The sequence below is a fragment of the Sphingomonas endolithica genome (assembly GCF_025231525.1).
GTDB classification, from domain to species: domain Bacteria; phylum Pseudomonadota; class Alphaproteobacteria; order Sphingomonadales; family Sphingomonadaceae; genus Sphingomonas; species Sphingomonas endolithica.
This window is the reverse complement of record NZ_CP103057.1, coordinates 97,475-114,072: the sequence shown is the minus strand read 5'-3', so window position 1 is coordinate 114,072 and position 16,598 is coordinate 97,475. Positions and strand designations below refer to the sequence as shown.

The window sequence follows — 16,598 nt, the reverse complement described above, 5'->3', positions numbered from 1 at the left end:
AGGACCGATCGCCCCCTCCCCATGCGGGAGGGAGCCGGTCTAGAAGTCCTTCGAGTAGCGCAGCTGCACGTTCGATCCGCCGAACGATCCCGCCTGAGACAGGATGCTGATCGCCTTGGTCAGCGCGACCTGCAGCTGCGTGGCGGTGAAGCCGCGGGAATCCGTGATGATCTCGATATAGATGTCATCGGTCAGGTATTTGCCCGCCGCCAGGGCCGTACCGCGCCCGCTCGCCTCGTCGGCGCCCAGAATGCGCAGCCGGTCGATACCGGTGGCGGAGCGCAGCTTGCCGAGTGGATTGAGCCCGCCGCCCGAACCGCGCAGCGAGTTGAGGGCGGAGGCGAGCTGGATCGCCTCGGTCGCCGACAGGTTGGTCACTGAACTGCCGAACAGCAAGCGGCTCAGCACCTCGTCCTGCGGCAGCGTCGGGGTCGAGCTGAACGCGATCTGCGGGTTCTGCCCGGTGCCGGTGATGTTGATGTTGACCGTGATGCCGTTGGTCGTCGTGCTCGCCGTGATCGCGATCTGCGGATCGGTCAGCAGACCGCCATCGAAACGCACATCGCCCTTGGTGATCTCGAACCGCTTGCCCGAGAAGGAATAGGTGCCGCGCACCACCTGGATGCGGCCGACGACCTTGGGCGCAGCGGAAGTGCCGCCGACGCGCAGGTCCATCTCCCATTCCGATTCCAGCCCCATGCCGGACACGAACAGCTTGTTGTCGGCACGCACGCGCAGGTCGAGCTTGAACAGCCCGGCCGAAGCAACCGCGGGGCGGTCGGTCGGGCGGGTCACGAGATCGCTCTTGCGGCGAACGCCGGTCAACTCGGCGACCTCGGCCTGGCCCTGACGGATGATCTCGTAGCGCGCCTCAGGGATGATGAGATCGCCCTTGATCAGCCCGCCTGCGGCCTTGCTATTGGTGATCGCGATCGTGCCGCTGGCAGTCGCGCCAAGCGCATCGCTCTTGGCCAGCCGCGCGTTGTTCAGCCGCGCCTGGATGTTGATCGGGAAGCCCTCCGCCGCGGCAAAGCCGACCGAGCCCTGTGCCTGTACCGTGCCGTCACCCGCCTTGGCTTGCAGCTGCGTGATCTCTAGCCGCGAATTGTCGAACCGGCCGGCCAGCCGGATGTTCGTCAGGCGCGTGCCATAGCTTTCATTTTCATAGGCCAGCTTGTCCGCACGAATGACGCCGTTGAGCGTCGGCGCCTGCAACCGTCCACCAAAGTCCGCCGCGATAGCGATGCCGCCGGTCAGTTGCTGGTCGGGTTGCGCGGCAAGGCTGAACAGCACGCCGGCCGGGCCGTTATAGCGAATGCCCCCCGAGAGCGGCGCGGCGAGCAAGCGCTCGCTCCAGGAAGCACCGCCCGGGATCGGCTGCAGCGTCGCCACCATGCGCCCGACCGTGTTCGGCCCGCGCTTGACGAGCGCACGCGCATCGGCGCCGCTTTGCGCGAGCTTGCCGGCGAACACGATGTTCACGGGTTCGGAGACGGCGGACAGGCTGGAGCGCGTGAAGTTGGTGACCGTCAGCCGCGCATCCGCTACCGGGAAGGCAGAAGCATTGGCCTGGGTGAAGTCCAGGCTGCCCGTTGCCGTTCCGCCGAGCCCGAGATTGGGGATCAGCGCGTTGGCGACCGACAGATCGAGCCGGTCGAGCCGCACCTGCGCGGTAGTGCCGCGGCCAAAGGTGCCGGCGATGCGCGCGCTGCCCTGATCGAAGTCCAGCCGAGTGGGCAGCAAGCGATACCCTGCCCCCTCGATCTGGATCCGCGCCGGGGCCGCGGTGCGAAAGCCGATGCCGTTGGCACGACCCTGGATCGCCGCCAGCCACAATTTCGGGCTCAGGCGCGAATTGATCGCGATGTTGAACGGCACACCGTTCGATCCGGTGGCGACCGCCTGCGCGGTGCCGCTGCCGCCCGCATAATTGATTTTGGCCCGCGCCGACGAGAGCACCGTCGGCCCGTAGCGCAGGTCGGCGATCTGCACGTCCGCCCGCACCTGTGGCTGGTCGTACAGCACGATATTGGCAGCGACGATCGCGCGCCCGATGGTGAAGTCGGCAGCACCCGGGATCTTCGCGGCATAAGCCCGCGCGGCGATGTCGGCGCGCTGATACTTGCCTTGCGCCAAGAGATTGGCGGCGCCGGTGATGCCGGAACCAGCAAACTGCACGCGCCCGACAAACGGACCGGCTGGCGCCTGTTGCACACGGCCGCTGAAGTTCACGCCGGCGAACTTGGCGCTGCGGATGTCCACGGCCAGCACCGGGCTCGGGCGGACGATGACGTCGGCCGTGAACGGCCCGTAATTGGTCCCGCCGCTGGCGACGATGGCATAGGAAGTGCCGTTGCCGCGCACCCGTGCCTCGAGATTGACGAGGCCGACGCCGACACCCGGCCGTGGTGCGCGGAGCACGACGATCGGCGCGGTCGCGCTGCCGCTGATACGCGCGGTCAGGGGGCCGTACGCAGTCGAGTAAGCATCGGCATTGACCAGCAATGCCCCGCTCGGATCGTAGCGGCCGGAGCCGCCGTTGATGCGGAACTGCGGCGCGTTCATGCGCAGATTGCGGAAGGTGATGATCCCGCTGGGATCGTAGCCGACATCGGTACGCACCACGGCATTGCCGCCGAGGAACGAGCGGATGCCCGAATTGAAGATCTGTGAGGTCTTCGCCACCACACGTCCGGTGATGCCGAACCCGCCGCTCGGCACCGTCACCAGCTTGGCATTGGTGGTGATGTTGAGGATGCCGATGCTCTCCAGCCGATAGCCGTTGACCGTGCCGTTGAGCGCGCCGGTATAGCGGCCGGTCTGCATGTTGGCCGCGACGATCGCCGTCGCGTTGATACGCCGCGAGCGGATCTTGAGATTGTCGGACAGGATCTTGACGCCCGAAATCGCCAGATCGCCGTTGATCGTGACATTGTCCAGCAGATCGCCCGCCGCCGCGTTCAACCCGGCGATGCGCCGTGCTCGCGCCGCGATCGGCACCCGGATATGATCGGCATCGACCTTGGCGAGGCCCGAGGCATAGACATCGTCGACACGCGTTTCACCGAAGCCGATGCTGGCGGCCTTGATCACGTAATTGACCGTCGGGGTCGCGAACGCGCCGTCGAGTACGACGCTGGCGGCCACGTTGCGGCCATTGAGGTTGGGGAGGATCGCGCCTGGCGTCAGCAATTGTGCGTCGACCTTCAGGTTGCCGAAGCGGCTCGCCGCCATATCGATCAGCCCCTGCCCGGCCACCGCCATCGCATCCGACTTGAGCTGGAAGCGGGTATTGACCTTGCGCTGGTCGAGCGTCGCATCGATCGCCAGATCGAGCTGCGGCGCGGTGATCGCGGCGAGCGGATTGGTGGCGTCGGGCTGCTGCGCACGACCGGCGCGGACCTGCGCCACGCCCTCGGCCGGTGTGTCGGCATACAGTGCGGGATGCGCGTTGCCGCGCACCTTGAACGCGCCGCTGTTTGCCGTGAGGTCCAGGTTGGCGAGCGACTTGCCGCCCAGGGTGGCGATCGCCTTGCCGCTCCACGCCTTCCAGGTGCCCTTGCCGCTGACGGTGGCGTCGAGCGGCTGCTTCAGCCCGGCCATCATCGACACGACGCCATTTGCCGGGGCGGTCAGCCGCGCATCGACATCGAGCTTATTCTGGTCGGGCACGGCATCGAGCTTCAGCACCATGCGATCGCCACCGGCGATCCCCGGTCCGGTCAGCGCCAAGGCATTGGCCGAAATCTGCGCGCGTGCATCCGCAATGTGCACCGCGCTGTCGAAGCGCACGATATGCGGGCTGCCGGTAATCGCCTTGCCGACGACGAAGCGATCCACCGTCAACCGACCGACATCGATGTCGAGATCGGGCAGCAGCGGGGCGTTCGGGTCCGCCGGTGTCTGCTTGAGCTCGGGCGAGCGCGTGAGCGTGATCAGCTTGGCGCCAGCGGATTCCACCTGGACGTGATTGTTGAGGAACGCGAACGGCCGCCAATCGACATCCAGCCGCGGCGAGGTCAGGAACACGCCCCTGGGATCGCTGACTCGCACGTCGGTCAGCACCATCTTGCCGTAGATCGACCCATCGACCCGCCCGACCTTGATGTTGAGCCCCGACTCGGTCTGATAACCGCCGATAAAATTGGCGATGATCCGCCGGCCTGGATCGGTATCCACGCCGAAGAACAGCAAGGCGACCAGCACTATCAGGCTCAGGACCGCGATGCCGAGCCATTTCAGGATGCGCTGCCACAGCGGGCGCTTTGCGACCATGACGTTTTCGGTCGTTACGTGAGCCTCGTCGGCCATCAGAATGCTTGCCCGATCGAGATGTAGAGCGCGACCTTGCCGTCGCCCTCACGCGGGTTGAGCGGCGTCGCGACATCGACGCGCAGCGGCCCGAAATTGGTGTAAAAACGCCCGCCGATCCCCGCGCCGTAACGCAGGTCCTGCCCCTTGGGCACGATCCCCTCATAGGCATTGCCGCCATCGAAGAACGGCACGATTCCGAAATTGCCGAAGCGGTAGCGCGCCTCGAGCGAGAATTCGTTCAGGCTGCGCCCGCCGACCGGATCGCCGTTGGGATCGAATGGCCCCAGGCGCTGATAGCCATAGCCGCGCACCGATCCGCCGCCGCCGCCATAATAACGCCGCGACGGTGCCAGATCGTCGCGATCGATGCCGGGGATGGTGCCGGCGCGGATGCGGCCAGCGAGCACGATGCTGTCGCTGACCGGCTGGTAGATGCTGCCTTCGACGAGGACGCGTGCATAGGGTTTTACCCCACCGCTCACCGACGTCTCCGGGCTGAGGCTGAGCTTCAGGCGATAGCCCTTGGTCGGGTTGAGCAGGCTGTCGGAACGGTCGAACAATACCTGGCCGGGTAGCGCGAAGATGCCGTAGGTGCGGCGCTCGCGCTGCAAGGTGGTGAAATCGTACACGCTCTCGTTCGTGCCGGTCAGTTCGAAACCATAGGCATAGGTGAATTTCTTCTGCCAGATCGGCGTGGAATCATAGCTGATCCGGCCGGACAAGGTGCCGGTAAAGGCATCGAATGCGTCGTAACTCGAATGGTTGGCTGAGGCCGTCAGCGTGACCGTGCGATCGCGCCTGCCGGCATTGGAGCGGCGGAACGTGCCGCTTGCGCCCTGCTCCTGCGTGCCGGCGACGATCGTGCCGATCAATGCGCCTTCCGGACGGAAGATGTTGCGATGCGTGAACGATCCTTCGAGCTTGATCCCCTCGCCGGTCGAATAACCCGCACTGCCGGCCAGCGAGCGCGCCGGCCCCGCTTCCTGGCGCACCAGCAGATTGACCTGTTCGGTGCCGTCGGGACCCGGCGTGCCCGTGCGCTGCGGCTCGACCGATACGGTCGAGAACAGGCCGGTCGCCACCAGCGCCTGGCGCAGATCGTCGACCTTGCGATTGTCGTACAGCTCACCCTGCTTGAAGCGCGCGAGCACGCCGACGTGATCGGCATCGAACGCCAGCTTGCCCTCGGTCGAATAGGTTCCGAACGAGGCGCGCGGGCCGGTATCGACGGGCAGCGTGTAGTCGCCGGTCCACTTGGCATCGTCGAGCAGGATGTCGCGCTGGCCGAGCGCGACGAACGGATAACCCTGTTGCGGCAACTTGAGCGCCAGATTGGCTTCCGCGCCCTGGACCCGGTCGGCCTCGATCTTGTCACCCACCACCAACGGCAGTTCGCGGCGTAGCAGATCGGGCGGGGTCACCGGATCGGCGGTGATCGTTACCGAAGACAGCGTATAGACCTTGCCTGGCGTGGCGCTGACGATCGCCTTGATGCGGCCGTTCTTCCCCGCGGCGGGCGGCTGCTCGATCGTCGAGATCGCGGTGCCGTCATAATAACCGCGGCTCTTCATCAGCCGCACGGCGAGCGCTTCATCCTCGCGCCCGCGCGCCGAGATCATCGCGGCGTTGGCGGCCTTGCCGTCGCCGTCCTTGAGCGCGGACAGCGAGTTGAACAGGGCGGTCACCTCGATCTCGTCGAGTCCGCGCACTTCGGTGTCGTACCGGATCTCGACCGCCTTATCGTCGTCGATGTCGGCGACCTCGACCGGCGGGTTCGTATCGAACGTGCCGAGCGGCGGCAGCGGGTTTACCAGTTCCGGCTCCTGCGCGGCGACCGGCGTGAGGACGTCGCCTGGCGGTGTCGTTTGCGTGGCGTCCAGCGGCGGCGTCTGCGCCGTGGTCACGGGGGCGGGCATCGGCTCGAGCGGCGCGTTGATATCGTTGGAGAGCGGCGGCAGCGCCTGCTCGAACTCGGGATCGGTCACGATCGGCGCGTCGGCGTCCGGCGCGCTTGGCGGAGCCTGCTCGGTCGCGGGGGCGGTGGGTGTCGCCTGCGCGGCAGGATACATCCCCGCCAATGCCAACACGATCCAGCTAGACGTACACAACCCGATCAAAACGCACACTTTCCCTTCGGACAGCGGCTTTTACGGCCGTCTGCGCCCCAGATGAGCAGCCTGTTACACGTAACCTGGTTTAATTCCAGAAATATACCGAAGATCATCCGACGACTTCGCGCGCAGCCGATAGGCATGCAGCAACGGCTCGGTATAACCGCTCGGCTGCGCCGCCCCCTCGAACACCAGTGCGCGCGCCGCCTTATAGGCGAGACTGGTTGCCGCGTTACCGGACATCGGGCGGTAGAGCGGATCGCCCGCATTCTGGGCGTCTACCTTCCGTGCCATGCGCTCCAGTGCGGCATCGACATCCGCCGTGGTAACGACGCCGTGCAGCAGCCAGTTGGCGATGTGCTGCGAGGAGATACGCAGGGTGGCGCGGTCCTCCATCAGCCCGATATCGTGGATGTCGGGCACCTTGGAGCAGCCCACGCCCTGGTCGATCCAGCGTACGACATAGCCGAGGATGCCCTGGGCGTTGTTGTCGAGTTCGGCGCGCACCTCGTCCGCAGTCCAGTTGCGTCCCTGCGCCACCGGCACGGCGAGCAGGCGATCCAGCCTTGGCACCGCTTCCGACGCGATCTCCCGCTGCCGCGCGAACACATCCACCGCGTGATAGTGCATCGCGTGCAGCGTCGCGGCGGTCGGCGAGGGCACCCAGGCGGTGTTGGCGCCCGAGCGGGGATGCGCGATCTTTTGCGCCATCATGTCGGCCATGCGATCGGGCGCGGCCCACATGCCCTTGCCGATCTGCGCCCGGCCGGCAAAGCCCGCCGCCAGCCCGATGCGCACGTTGCGATCCTCATAGGCCTTGATCCAGTCGCTTGCCTTCATCTCGGCCTTGGGGATCATCGGCCCGGCGCGCATCGCAGTGTGCATCTCGTCCCCCGTGCGATCGAGGAAGCCGGTGTTGATGAACACGATGCGGTCCTTCACGGCATGGATGCAGGCCGCCAGATTGGCCGAGGTGCGCCGCTCCTCGTCCATCACTCCGATCTTGATCGTGTGGCGCATGAGGCCGAGCAGATCCTCCACCGCATCGAACAGATCGTTGGTGAAGGCGCATTCGTCCGGCCCGTGCATCTTGGGCTTGACGATATAGACCGAGCCCGCGCGCGAGTTGCGGAAGCGCCCAAGGCCGCGCAGGTCGTACAATGCGATCGTGCTGGTCAGGATCGCATCGAGGATGCCCTCGGGCGCCTCGATGCCGTCGGCCAGCCGCACCGCCGGCGTGGTCATCAGATGGCCGACATTGCGCACGAACAACAGGCTGCGCCCCGGAAGCGTGAGCGTGCCGCCCTCCACCGCCTCGTACACACGGTCGGCGTCCAACCGTCGCGTGAGTTGGCGGCCGCCTTTGTCGAACGTCTCCTCCAGATCGCCCTTCATCAGCCCCAGCCAATTGGCATAGGCAGCAACCTTGTCGCCGGCATCCACCGCGGCGATCGAATCCTCGAAATCCACGATCGTGGTGAGTGCGGATTCCAGAAGGACATCGGAAATGCCCGCGGGATCGGATGAAGCGATTGCCGAGGAAGGATCGACAGCCACTTCGATATGCAGGCCGTTATGCACCAGCAACAGCGACGCGCCGGCGCGGCCGATCAATTGTGCGGGGTTGGCCAGATCGGGCGTGCCACCGGCGAAGTCGCTCCAGCTGCCGTTCGCCAATGGCACCGCCGAATCGAGAAACGCCTTGGCATAGGCGATCACCTGGCCCCCGCGTTCTACGTCATAGCCGCCCGATTGCGGCGTCCCGGGCAGCACGTCCGTCCCGTACAATGCGTCGTACAAGCTGCCCCAGCGCGCATTGGCCGCATTCAGCACGAAACGCGCGTTGAGCACCGGTACGACGAGTTGCGGGCCGGCCATCGTCGCCACCTCGTCGTCGACCCGCTCGGTGGCGATCGTGAACGAGGCGGGCTCCGGCACGAGATAGCCGATCTCGCGCAGGAATGCTTCGTCGACCGGCTCACCCGCTACATAGCGCGCATCGATCTGCGCCTGCAGCCGATCGCGCACCGCCAGCAATGCGCGGTTGACTGGCGCGAACCGTGCGACAATCGCCGCCGCTCCCTGCCACCAGTCGCCAGCATCGATCTCCAGACCGGGCAGCACGGCATCCTCGACGAAGCGCACCAAGGGTTCGGCGACGGATAGGCCGGCACGATCGAGCATTTCGGGCATGGAAACTCCTTCGGGATTCGCAAACGAACGGCGCCTGGGGAGGACAATGGTCGCTTACGCAGCGCGCAGCGCAGCATCAAGCCCGATCACCCGAATACGCGACTCGCCCACCCCGCGAGCATCACCTCCGCGTCCTCCGCGCCTCTGCGCGAACCAACCTTCTATTGTTCGCGCAGAGGCGCGGAGGACGCGGAGAAGAATGCTGACGCTTCGCGTAAGGTTACTCTGGATCCAGCGCCGCCGCCGATGCTTCCAGCCGGTCGAGCACCGCGCGGAACGCGGTCAGTTCCTTTTCCCCGAACCCGGCAAAGATCCGCGCCTCCAGTTCCAAGGCCTTTGGCGCGACGCTTTCGTACAGATCCTGCCCCGCGGCCGTCAGCGACAACAGATGCGAGCGCTGGTCGTCCGGATTGGGCCGGCGGGCGATCAGCCCACGCTCGACCAAGGCGATGGCCGCGCGGCTGACCGTCACCTTGTCCATCTGCGTGGCGGCGCCGAGCGCCTGCTGCGTCATCCCCTCGCCTTCCGCGATCACCGCGATCAGTCGCCATTCCGGGATCTTGAGGCCGAACAACGCCTGATAGGCGGTCGCGATCGCCGACGATACGCGGTTCGAGGCGACGGAGAGGCGATAGGGAAGGAAATCGTCGAGTTTGAGCGTCGGCATGCCAGTCCCCACCCTTACCATTCGTCACCCCGGACTTGTTCCGGGGTCCACCGGGCCGCACGTCAAAGGCCGGTTCGTTTGCACCACGGTGAACCCCGGAACAAGTCCAGGTGACGATAGGGGTGCTAGACGCCCGCCCAACTTCCCGATATAGTAACATCTGTAACCAGAATGACGCATTGCGGAGAGACGCCATGAGCACCGAAAACCCGATGGGCCTGAACGGCTTCGAGTTCGTCGAATTCACCTCGCCAGATCCTGACGCGCTGGCCGATCTGTTCGTCAAGATGGGCTTCACGCATGTCGGCAACCACAAGTCGAAGAACGTGCGGCGCTATGCGCAGGGCGACATCAACTTCCTGCTCAACATGGACGAAGCGGGCCAGGCCGCCGGTTTCCGCAACGATCATGGCCCCAGCGCCAATGCCATGGCGTTCCGCGTCGCGGACGGGGAAGCCGCGCTGAAGCTCGCGGTCGAGCGCGGCGCGACGGCGGTCAAAGGCGAAGCCGGCCCCGGCGAGCTGGACATCCCGGCGATCGAGGGCATCGGCGGCACGAACCTGTACCTCGTCGATGAGAAGTCGCGCATCTACGAAACCGACTTCACACCGGTTCCCGGGGCCAGCGCCAATGACAACAGCGTCGGCCTCGATACGCTCGACCACCTCACCCACAACCTGCAGCGCGGCCGGATGGATCATTGGGCACATTTCTACGAAAGCATCTTCAACTTCCGCCAGATCCGCTATTTCGACATCGAGGGCCAGTCGACGGGCTTGTTCAGCAAGGCGATGACCGCGCCGGACGACAAGATCCGCATCCCGCTGAACGAAAGCCAGGACGAGCATTCGCAGATCGAGGAATTCATCAAGCATTATAACGGCGAAGGCATCCAGCACCTCGCGCTGACGACCGAGGATATCTTCAAGACCGTCGATACGCTGCGTGCCAACGGCGTCCGCTTCCAGACGACGCCGCAGACCTATTTCGACCTGATCGACAAGCGCCTGCCGGGCCATAACCACGACGTCGAGGAAATGCGCAAGCGCGACATCCTGATCGATGGTGCTCCGGAGACCGGCGGTGGCCTGCTGCTGCAGATCTTCACCGAAAATATGGTCGGCCCGATCTTCTTCGAGATCATCCAGCGCAAGGGCAATGACGGCTTCGGCGAAGGCAATTTCAAGGCGCTGTTCGAGAGCATCGAACTCGATCAGATCCGCCGCGGTGTGGTGCCGGGCGCGGTGGAGGCGTAACGCCTCTTAAGCTCCTCCCCTTCAGGGGAGGGGTTGGGGGTGGGGCGGTGCGTCAAAACCCACGCATGATCATGCGCCACGGCCCCACCCCAACCCCTCCCCTGAAGGGGAGGGGCTACGTAAGGACCAGAGCCATGACCGACTATATGACCGGCTTCGGCAACCACTTCGCCAGCGAAGCCGTGTCAGGCGCGCTGCCGATCGGCCGCAATTCTCCGCAGAAGCCGCCCTTCGGCCTCTATGCCGAGCAACTGAGCGGCACCGCCTTCACCGCGCCCCGTGCAGAAAACCGGCGCTCCTGGCTATACCGCCTGCGCCCCTCGGCAGCGCACCCCGCATTCAGCCGTTACCAGGGCGCCACGCTCTTCGCGCCCGGCACGAGCAAGGAGCCCTTCGCGCCCAACCGGCTGCGCTGGGGGCCACTGGATATCGAGCCGCAGGACTGGCTCGACAGCCTGACCACCATGGTGGTGGCGGGCGACGGACCGGCCACGCAGACCGGCGTGGCGATGCACGTCTACCGCGCGAACAAGGATATGGAGAACCGCGCCTTCGTGAGCGGCGACGGCGAATTGCTGATCCTGCCCGAACAGGGCGCATTGACGCTGCTGACGGAATTCGGGCGGATCGATGTGAAGCCTGGCGAGATCGCGCTGATCCCGCGCGGCATCCGTTTCCGCGTCACCCTGCCCGATGGCGAGGCGCGCGGCTATGTCGCCGAAAACCACGGCGCCCCGTTCCGCCTGCCCGATCTCGGCCCGATCGGCGCCAATGGCCTCGCCAACCCGCGCGACTTCGAGAGCCCGATCGCCTGGTTCGAGGATATCGAAGGCGAGTATGAGCTGGTGCAGAAATTCCTCGGCAAGCTCTGGATCACGCAGCTCGGCCGCTCGCCACTCGATGTCGTCGCCTGGCACGGCAATTACGCGCCGTGGAAATACGATCTGGCGCGCTTCAACACGATCGGCAGCATCAGCTTCGATCATCCCGATCCGTCGATCTTCACCGTCCTAACCTCGCCGAGCGACATGCCGGGCACGGCCAATGTCGATTTCGTCATCTTCCCGCCGCGCTGGCTGGTGGCGGAGAATACGTTCCGCCCGCCCTGGTTCCACCGCAACACGATGAGCGAGTGCATGGGCCTGATCACCGGCCAGTATGACGCCAAGGCCGAGGGCTTCCGCCCCGGCGCGCTCTCCTTGCACAACCAGATGAGCGGCCACGGCCCCGACGTCGCCACCTGGACCGCGGCGAGCAACGCCGAGCTGAAGCCGCACAAGATCGACGGTACGATGGCGTTCATGATCGAAAGCCGCTGGGTCTTCCGCCCGACCGAGTTCGCGCTGGAGACGAGCGCGCTTGACGAGGATTACGACCAGGCGTGGACTGGCTTTCCCAAAGCGACGCTGCCGACTGATCCTGATCAATAACAACGCCGGGAACCGACGTCTTCCACAAGAGTCTGTTCCCGACAATGCCAGCACCCGCAACTCCCCTCTTCAAATGGCAGCATGACGCACAGCTAGAGCTGGAAGCGATGATGCACGACCGTGTCGCCGAGGCGACCTTCCCTTGCGTCGGCGCGAAGGCCGCGTTGGCCAAGGGCACGCTGCACGTGCTTGCCTGCAACCGCATCGACAGCGGTTGGGACGATTTGCGCATTCATGACGGCCTGCTGCGCTTCGCCGAAGCCTATAAGGAAGAGCCGGCGCTGTTCCGTAGCTTCGCCGTGGTGTTCGAAGGCCCGGACGATCTCAGCGAAGCCGAGTTCGAGGTCCAATTGTGGAAGCGCGCACAATCGATCTCCGACAAGGATGTGTGGCGCGGGCAGCGCTATGACGACACTGTCAGCCACGATCCGGAGAGCCCGCATTTCTCGCTGAGCTTCGGCGGCGAGGCCTTCTTCATCGTCGGGCTCCACCCCAATGCCAGCCGCCCCGCGCGCCGCTTTCCGCGGCCGACGATGGTGTTCAACCTGCACGACCAGTTCGAAACGCTGCGCGCGCAGAACAAATACGAGAATATGCGCGAGAAGATCATGGTGCGTGACGAGGCGATTGCCGGCACGCGCAACCCGATGCTCTCACGCCATGGCGAGACCAGCGAGGCGCGGCAATATTCCGGTCGTGTGGTGGACGAGGATTGGAAGTGCCCGTTCCACTATGCCGGCACGCCGAAGTGAGCGACACGGTCGAAATCCCCGAACGTAGCGGTACTGCCTTTACGCTGAAGCAGGGCGACACGCTGATCGTGATCGATCCGCGTGGCGAACAGGTCGCCGATCTGCTCGCCTTCAATGCCGAGGATGTGGACGAGGTAATCTCCTCGGGCCGCACCTTCGATTACGCCGAGACGATCTATCTCACGACCGGCCACGAACTCTACTCCAACCGCAGCCGTCCGATGCTCGGCATCATCGAGGACACGGTGGGCCGGCATGATTTTCTGCTCACGCCCTGTTCGTACGACACCTTCCACCATTTCTATCCGACACTGCAACCGCATCGCGGCTGCTTCGGCAATCTGGCGGCAGCGCTCGAGCCGCACGGAATCGCGCCGGACCAGATCCCGACGGCGTTCAACTGCTTCATGAACGTGCCGATCGACGGCGAGACGGGTAAGCTCAAGGTGCTGCCGCCGATCAGCAAGGCCGGCGACCACATCGCCTTCCGCGCACATATGGACCTGATCATCGGCCTCACCGCCTGCTCGGCGCCGGACAGCAACGGCGGCACGTTCAAGCCGATCCATTACCGCATCGAGCGCGGGTAAGCGTTAGCGAGCTAAAGTCGCAACTTGTGATGGCTCGATATGCCCTCAGCGAGCACATCGATGGCGACGGGAAGCTCGTCCATGAACGCCGTGCGTTGCCGCTCGAGCACCGCCATCAAGTCCATCATCGCCAGCCCCCTATTTAGCGCAGCCGACGATCCCCGCCAGCGGCATCACTACGCTATCCTGCCCGGTGCGATCGATGCGTAGCGTCGCGGCACTCACTGCGGCGCCATCGGTCACATCGGCGCGCGTCTCGATCGTCATGTCGAGCGTTGCGCGTACGTCGCCGCCGGCATAGTCGGTCACCCCGGCAAAGCCGAAGCCGCCCGCACCGCTCTGCGCCGCCCGCGCTATATCGGTGATGGTGCCGTTCAGTGAGAGCCGCAATTGCGCCGGATCGGCACTGGCCATCGCCATGAACACCGGTTTTTCACCGCGCGTGAACAGATAGGCGGCGCATCCACGAGCGGGCATCTCCTGCCGCGGCAGTGCTGCGATGGGCAGGCCAGGGGCGGCCGCAGCGGGTGGTGTTTGGGCGGCGAGCGCCAATAGCAGGGCAATCGGCATCATGGCGCATAGCCTAGCAGGAAGAGCCATGCCGGGTAAGCCGCGATTGCCAGCAACGCGCCGAACGGCGCCTTGTCGTCCATCCGCGCGCTACGTCCGCTTGCCGTGCCGATCAGCACCAGCGCAAGACCGGTGAGCGCCGCCAGCAGCAATACCGCCGGCAGCATCGCCCAACCGAGCCACAGTCCGATCGCACCAAGCAACTTGGGATCACCACCACCCAGGCCGGCGCGACCACGCAGCGCCTTATAGCCGGCGCCGATCGCCCATAACGAAGCATACCCAGCGACACCGCCGATCAGCCGGTCCGTCATGTCGGGCGTCACGCCCAGCAACCCCGTCGCCACGCCGACCACCGCCAACGTCCCCGTCAGCCGATCCGGCAGCCAGAATGCGACGATGTCGAGCGCCGCAAGGGTGAGCAGCAGCCAGCCGAACACGGCGCCGGCCAATGCCGCGGGCTCGGCCACCGCCAGCCCCGCCACACAGCCGATCCACAGTGCGGCCAGCTCGATCTGCCAATGCATCGGGTCGATCGCCGCACCGCACCAACGGCACCGCCCGCGTGCGAGCGCCGCGCTCAGGAGCGGCACCAGGTCGCGGGCCTGCAGCGTCATATCGCAGGTGTCGCAATGCGATCGCCCGTGGATGACCGATCGCTCCTGTGGCCAGCGGATCACCAGCGTCGCGATGAAGCTGCCCAGCAGCGCACCAAGCAATCCCAGACCGACCGACCAGGCAATCATGTCAGTCATCGGCGGCATACAGATGCACATCCAGAGCCGGCGCGACGCACCCGGCCCCCTGAGAATGCGCCCGATCTTGGAGGAAACGATCCATCTGCGGAGCGATAGTGAAAGCGACGACATCCGTCACCTGCACTGTGCCGAGCGTCAGGCCGCCGCGCTCCCCAGTCCGGCCGTATCGCTCATGGCCATCCAGCCTGCGACATCGTCCATCTCCAGCGGTCGGGCGAAGAGATACCCCTGCGCTTCGTCGCAGCCCATGTCGCGTAGCAGATCGGCAGCGGCGGCGGTCTCGACGCCTTCGCCGACGACGCGGTAGCCAAGCCCATGCGACATGGTGATCATCGATCGTACCAGATTGTCGTCGCGCTCGCACCCGGCCCCCAATCCACGGACGAACGACTGATCGATCTTGACGACCTGCACCGGCAGGCGCTGCAGATAGGCAAGACTGCTATAACCGGTGCCGAAATCATCGATTGCGATCGTCACACCGCTTTCCGCCAGCAGCGTCAGCTGCGCCAAGGCGAGATCGGCGTTCCCCATCATGGCGCTTTCGGTGATCTCGAGTTCCAGTCGATCCGCTGGCACACGATATTTGAGCAGCATCAGTTGGACGCGGGCGGCGAAATCGGCTTCCTCCAGATTGGCCGCCGAGATGTTGACGGACAAGCGAAGGTCCAGCCCCGCGGCGCGCCAGGCGCCGATCTGGGCGACCGCAGCGTCGAGCACCCAGGCAGTCGTCGGCCCTACCATCGCCGTCCGCTCGATGATCGGGATGAATTCCGCAGGCGAGATGTCGCCCAATGTCGGGTGCTGCCAGCGCAACAACGCTTCGCCGCCATCGCATCGGCCGGTGGCAAGATCGATGCGCGGTTGGCACATGAGGCGCAGCTGCCCTGGATGGTCGATCGCCGATTCGAAGTCGCGCAACAGATCGAACCGGCGCGTCTGCGCGCCGTCCATGGCGGGGGAATGGAAGCTGACCGTCAGGTTCGCCGCGCGGGCATCCTGAGCGGCGCCATACGCCGCACGCAAGGGATCGGCAGCCGACCCGACACCGGTCACGAACGGTGCGACACCGATCGTGACCGTCATCACGAAACGGGCTCGTGCCGTCGCCCTGACGCCACTCAGTGTCGTGGCCAGGCGCATGGCATATTCATCGTCCTTCACGTCTGGCGGTGCGAGGAAAGCGAATTGGGTCGTGCCGATATGGTAAGCGGTACGCGTGGTGCCGAACATGCTGCGCAAGGCGGCGGCGGCTTCCTGCACGACGTCGTCGACAAAGGCCGGCCCCATCACACGCAGCCCTTGATCCAATTGGTCGCTGCGCGCGAGATCGACGAGCACGAGCAAGCGTCGCCGGCCGGGATCGTCACGCCCGAGATCGTCCAGATCCTCGAGCAGCTGGCTGCGATTGGGCAGGCCGCTTAGCGGATCGATCCGCCCGAAGGCATGCTGCAGCTCGATCTGCGACATCACGATATCGCCGAGATCACGCAGCGCGCGCATTTCCGCCTCGGTGGTTGCGCGCGGCTCGGTGCCGAGCACGCACAAGGCACCCAGCCCGTGACCTCCAGGCGTTACCAGCGGCACGCCGGCATAAAAGCGCACACCCGTCGCGGCGAGCGGGCTCTCGGCAAAGCAGTTATCCGACAAAAGGTCAGTAATGACGAGGGATTCGGTTCGTTCCGCGACCAGCGCGCACGGCGCCTTGTGCCGTGGGATCGACTGATGATCGACGCCGACACGCGACTTGAACCACTGCCGGTCGTGATCGGTCAACGACACCGCCGCGATCGGCAAGTTGAAGATCTGCGCCGCCATCCGCGTGATGCGGTCGAAGCTCTCGCTCGGCGGCGTGTCCAACAAGTTCAACTGATACAACGCATCAAGGCGCGCTTCTTCGCTTCGCATCACTCTTTCCCTTCTTCAAGGGGTTAGAGCCGCATCACTAAGCAAACGA

At 65.3% G+C, this 16,598-nt stretch carries 11 protein-coding genes; 4 read left to right on the top strand and 7 right to left on the bottom strand.

The features are described 5' to 3' along the window. Positions 1–39: 39 nt before the first annotated feature. The 4 genes from NV382_RS00540 to NV382_RS00525 form a co-directional block, all read right to left on the bottom strand. Positions 40–4,311: a translocation/assembly module TamB domain-containing protein gene (locus NV382_RS00540; protein WP_260598619.1), complete on the bottom strand. Its 4,272-nt coding sequence runs from the start codon at positions 4,309–4,311 to the stop codon at positions 40–42. Further along, entirely contained in the window at positions 4,311–6,383 is a 2,073-nt protein-coding gene (locus NV382_RS00535) for a BamA/TamA family outer membrane protein (protein WP_260600504.1), read from the bottom strand. Before NV382_RS00535 ends, NV382_RS00540 begins: the two co-directional genes overlap by 1 nt. Positions 6,384–6,494: 111 nt before the next feature. Then, complete coding sequence (locus NV382_RS00530) at positions 6,495–8,618, bottom strand: malate synthase G (RefSeq protein ID WP_260598618.1); 2,124 nt, start codon at positions 8,616–8,618, stop codon at positions 6,495–6,497. 220 nt (positions 8,619–8,838) lie between these two features. Further along, positions 8,839–9,285, bottom strand: a complete 447-nt coding sequence (locus NV382_RS00525; protein ID WP_260598617.1) for a MarR family winged helix-turn-helix transcriptional regulator — start codon at positions 9,283–9,285, stop codon at positions 8,839–8,841. Between the two features lie 194 nt (positions 9,286–9,479). Here NV382_RS00525 and hppD point away from each other — a divergent pair, with 194 nt between their 5' ends. From hppD to NV382_RS00505, 4 genes are all read left to right on the top strand, one after another. Then, on the top strand, positions 9,480–10,541 hold the full coding sequence (gene hppD / locus NV382_RS00520; protein ID WP_260598616.1) for a 4-hydroxyphenylpyruvate dioxygenase: 1,062 nt from the start codon (positions 9,480–9,482) through the stop codon (positions 10,539–10,541). A gap of 134 nt (positions 10,542–10,675) precedes the next feature. Next, positions 10,676–11,971 carry a homogentisate 1,2-dioxygenase gene (hmgA, locus tag NV382_RS00515; protein ID WP_260598615.1) on the top strand — a complete coding sequence of 432 codons (1,296 nt, stop codon included), beginning with the start codon at positions 10,676–10,678 and terminating at the stop codon, positions 11,969–11,971. Between the two features lie 44 nt (positions 11,972–12,015). Then, positions 12,016–12,723, top strand: coding sequence for a guanitoxin biosynthesis heme-dependent pre-guanitoxin N-hydroxylase GntA (gene gntA / locus NV382_RS00510; protein WP_260598614.1), 708 nt, complete (start codon positions 12,016–12,018; stop codon positions 12,721–12,723). Next, positions 12,720–13,313: an urea carboxylase-associated family protein gene (locus NV382_RS00505; protein ID WP_260598613.1), complete on the top strand. Its 594-nt coding sequence runs from the start codon at positions 12,720–12,722 to the stop codon at positions 13,311–13,313. The genes gntA and NV382_RS00505 overlap by 4 nt, the downstream gene beginning before the upstream one ends. A 138-nt stretch (positions 13,314–13,451) precedes the next feature. Here the strand turns inward: NV382_RS00505 and NV382_RS00500 are convergent, their stop codons facing one another. From NV382_RS00500 to NV382_RS00490, 3 genes are all read right to left on the bottom strand, one after another. Further along, entirely contained in the window at positions 13,452–13,886 is a 435-nt protein-coding gene (locus tag NV382_RS00500) for a hypothetical protein (RefSeq protein WP_260598612.1), read from the bottom strand. Continuing rightward, a complete protein-coding gene (locus NV382_RS00495) occupies positions 13,883–14,638 on the bottom strand; it encodes a prepilin peptidase (RefSeq protein WP_260598611.1) in 756 nt (251 codons plus the stop codon). The genes NV382_RS00500 and NV382_RS00495 overlap by 4 nt, the downstream gene beginning before the upstream one ends. A 138-nt stretch (positions 14,639–14,776) precedes the next feature. Continuing rightward, positions 14,777–16,549, bottom strand: a complete 1,773-nt coding sequence (locus tag NV382_RS00490; RefSeq protein ID WP_260598610.1) for a sensor domain-containing phosphodiesterase — start codon at positions 16,547–16,549, stop codon at positions 14,777–14,779. Positions 16,550–16,598: the final 49 nt, after the last annotated feature.

Coding starts and splice junctions, on each gene's coding strand:
- NV382_RS00540 (WP_260598619.1), bottom strand. CDS start 4,311: ATGGCCGACGAGGCTCACGTAACGACCGAAAACGTCATGGTCGCAAAG.
- NV382_RS00535 (WP_260600504.1), bottom strand. CDS start 6,383: ATGTATCCTGCCGCGCAGGCGACACCCACCGCCCCCGCGACCGAGCAG.
- NV382_RS00530 (WP_260598618.1), bottom strand. CDS start 8,618: ATGCCCGAAATGCTCGATCGTGCCGGCCTATCCGTCGCCGAACCCTTG.
- NV382_RS00525 (WP_260598617.1), bottom strand. CDS start 9,285: ATGCCGACGCTCAAACTCGACGATTTCCTTCCCTATCGCCTCTCCGTC.
- hppD (WP_260598616.1), top strand. CDS start 9,480: ATGAGCACCGAAAACCCGATGGGCCTGAACGGCTTCGAGTTCGTCGAA.
- hmgA (WP_260598615.1), top strand. CDS start 10,676: ATGACCGACTATATGACCGGCTTCGGCAACCACTTCGCCAGCGAAGCC.
- gntA (WP_260598614.1), top strand. CDS start 12,016: ATGCCAGCACCCGCAACTCCCCTCTTCAAATGGCAGCATGACGCACAG.
- NV382_RS00500 (WP_260598612.1), bottom strand. CDS start 13,886: ATGATGCCGATTGCCCTGCTATTGGCGCTCGCCGCCCAAACACCACCC.
- NV382_RS00495 (WP_260598611.1), bottom strand. CDS start 14,638: ATGACTGACATGATTGCCTGGTCGGTCGGTCTGGGATTGCTTGGTGCG.
- NV382_RS00490 (WP_260598610.1), bottom strand. CDS start 16,549: ATGCGAAGCGAAGAAGCGCGCCTTGATGCGTTGTATCAGTTGAACTTG.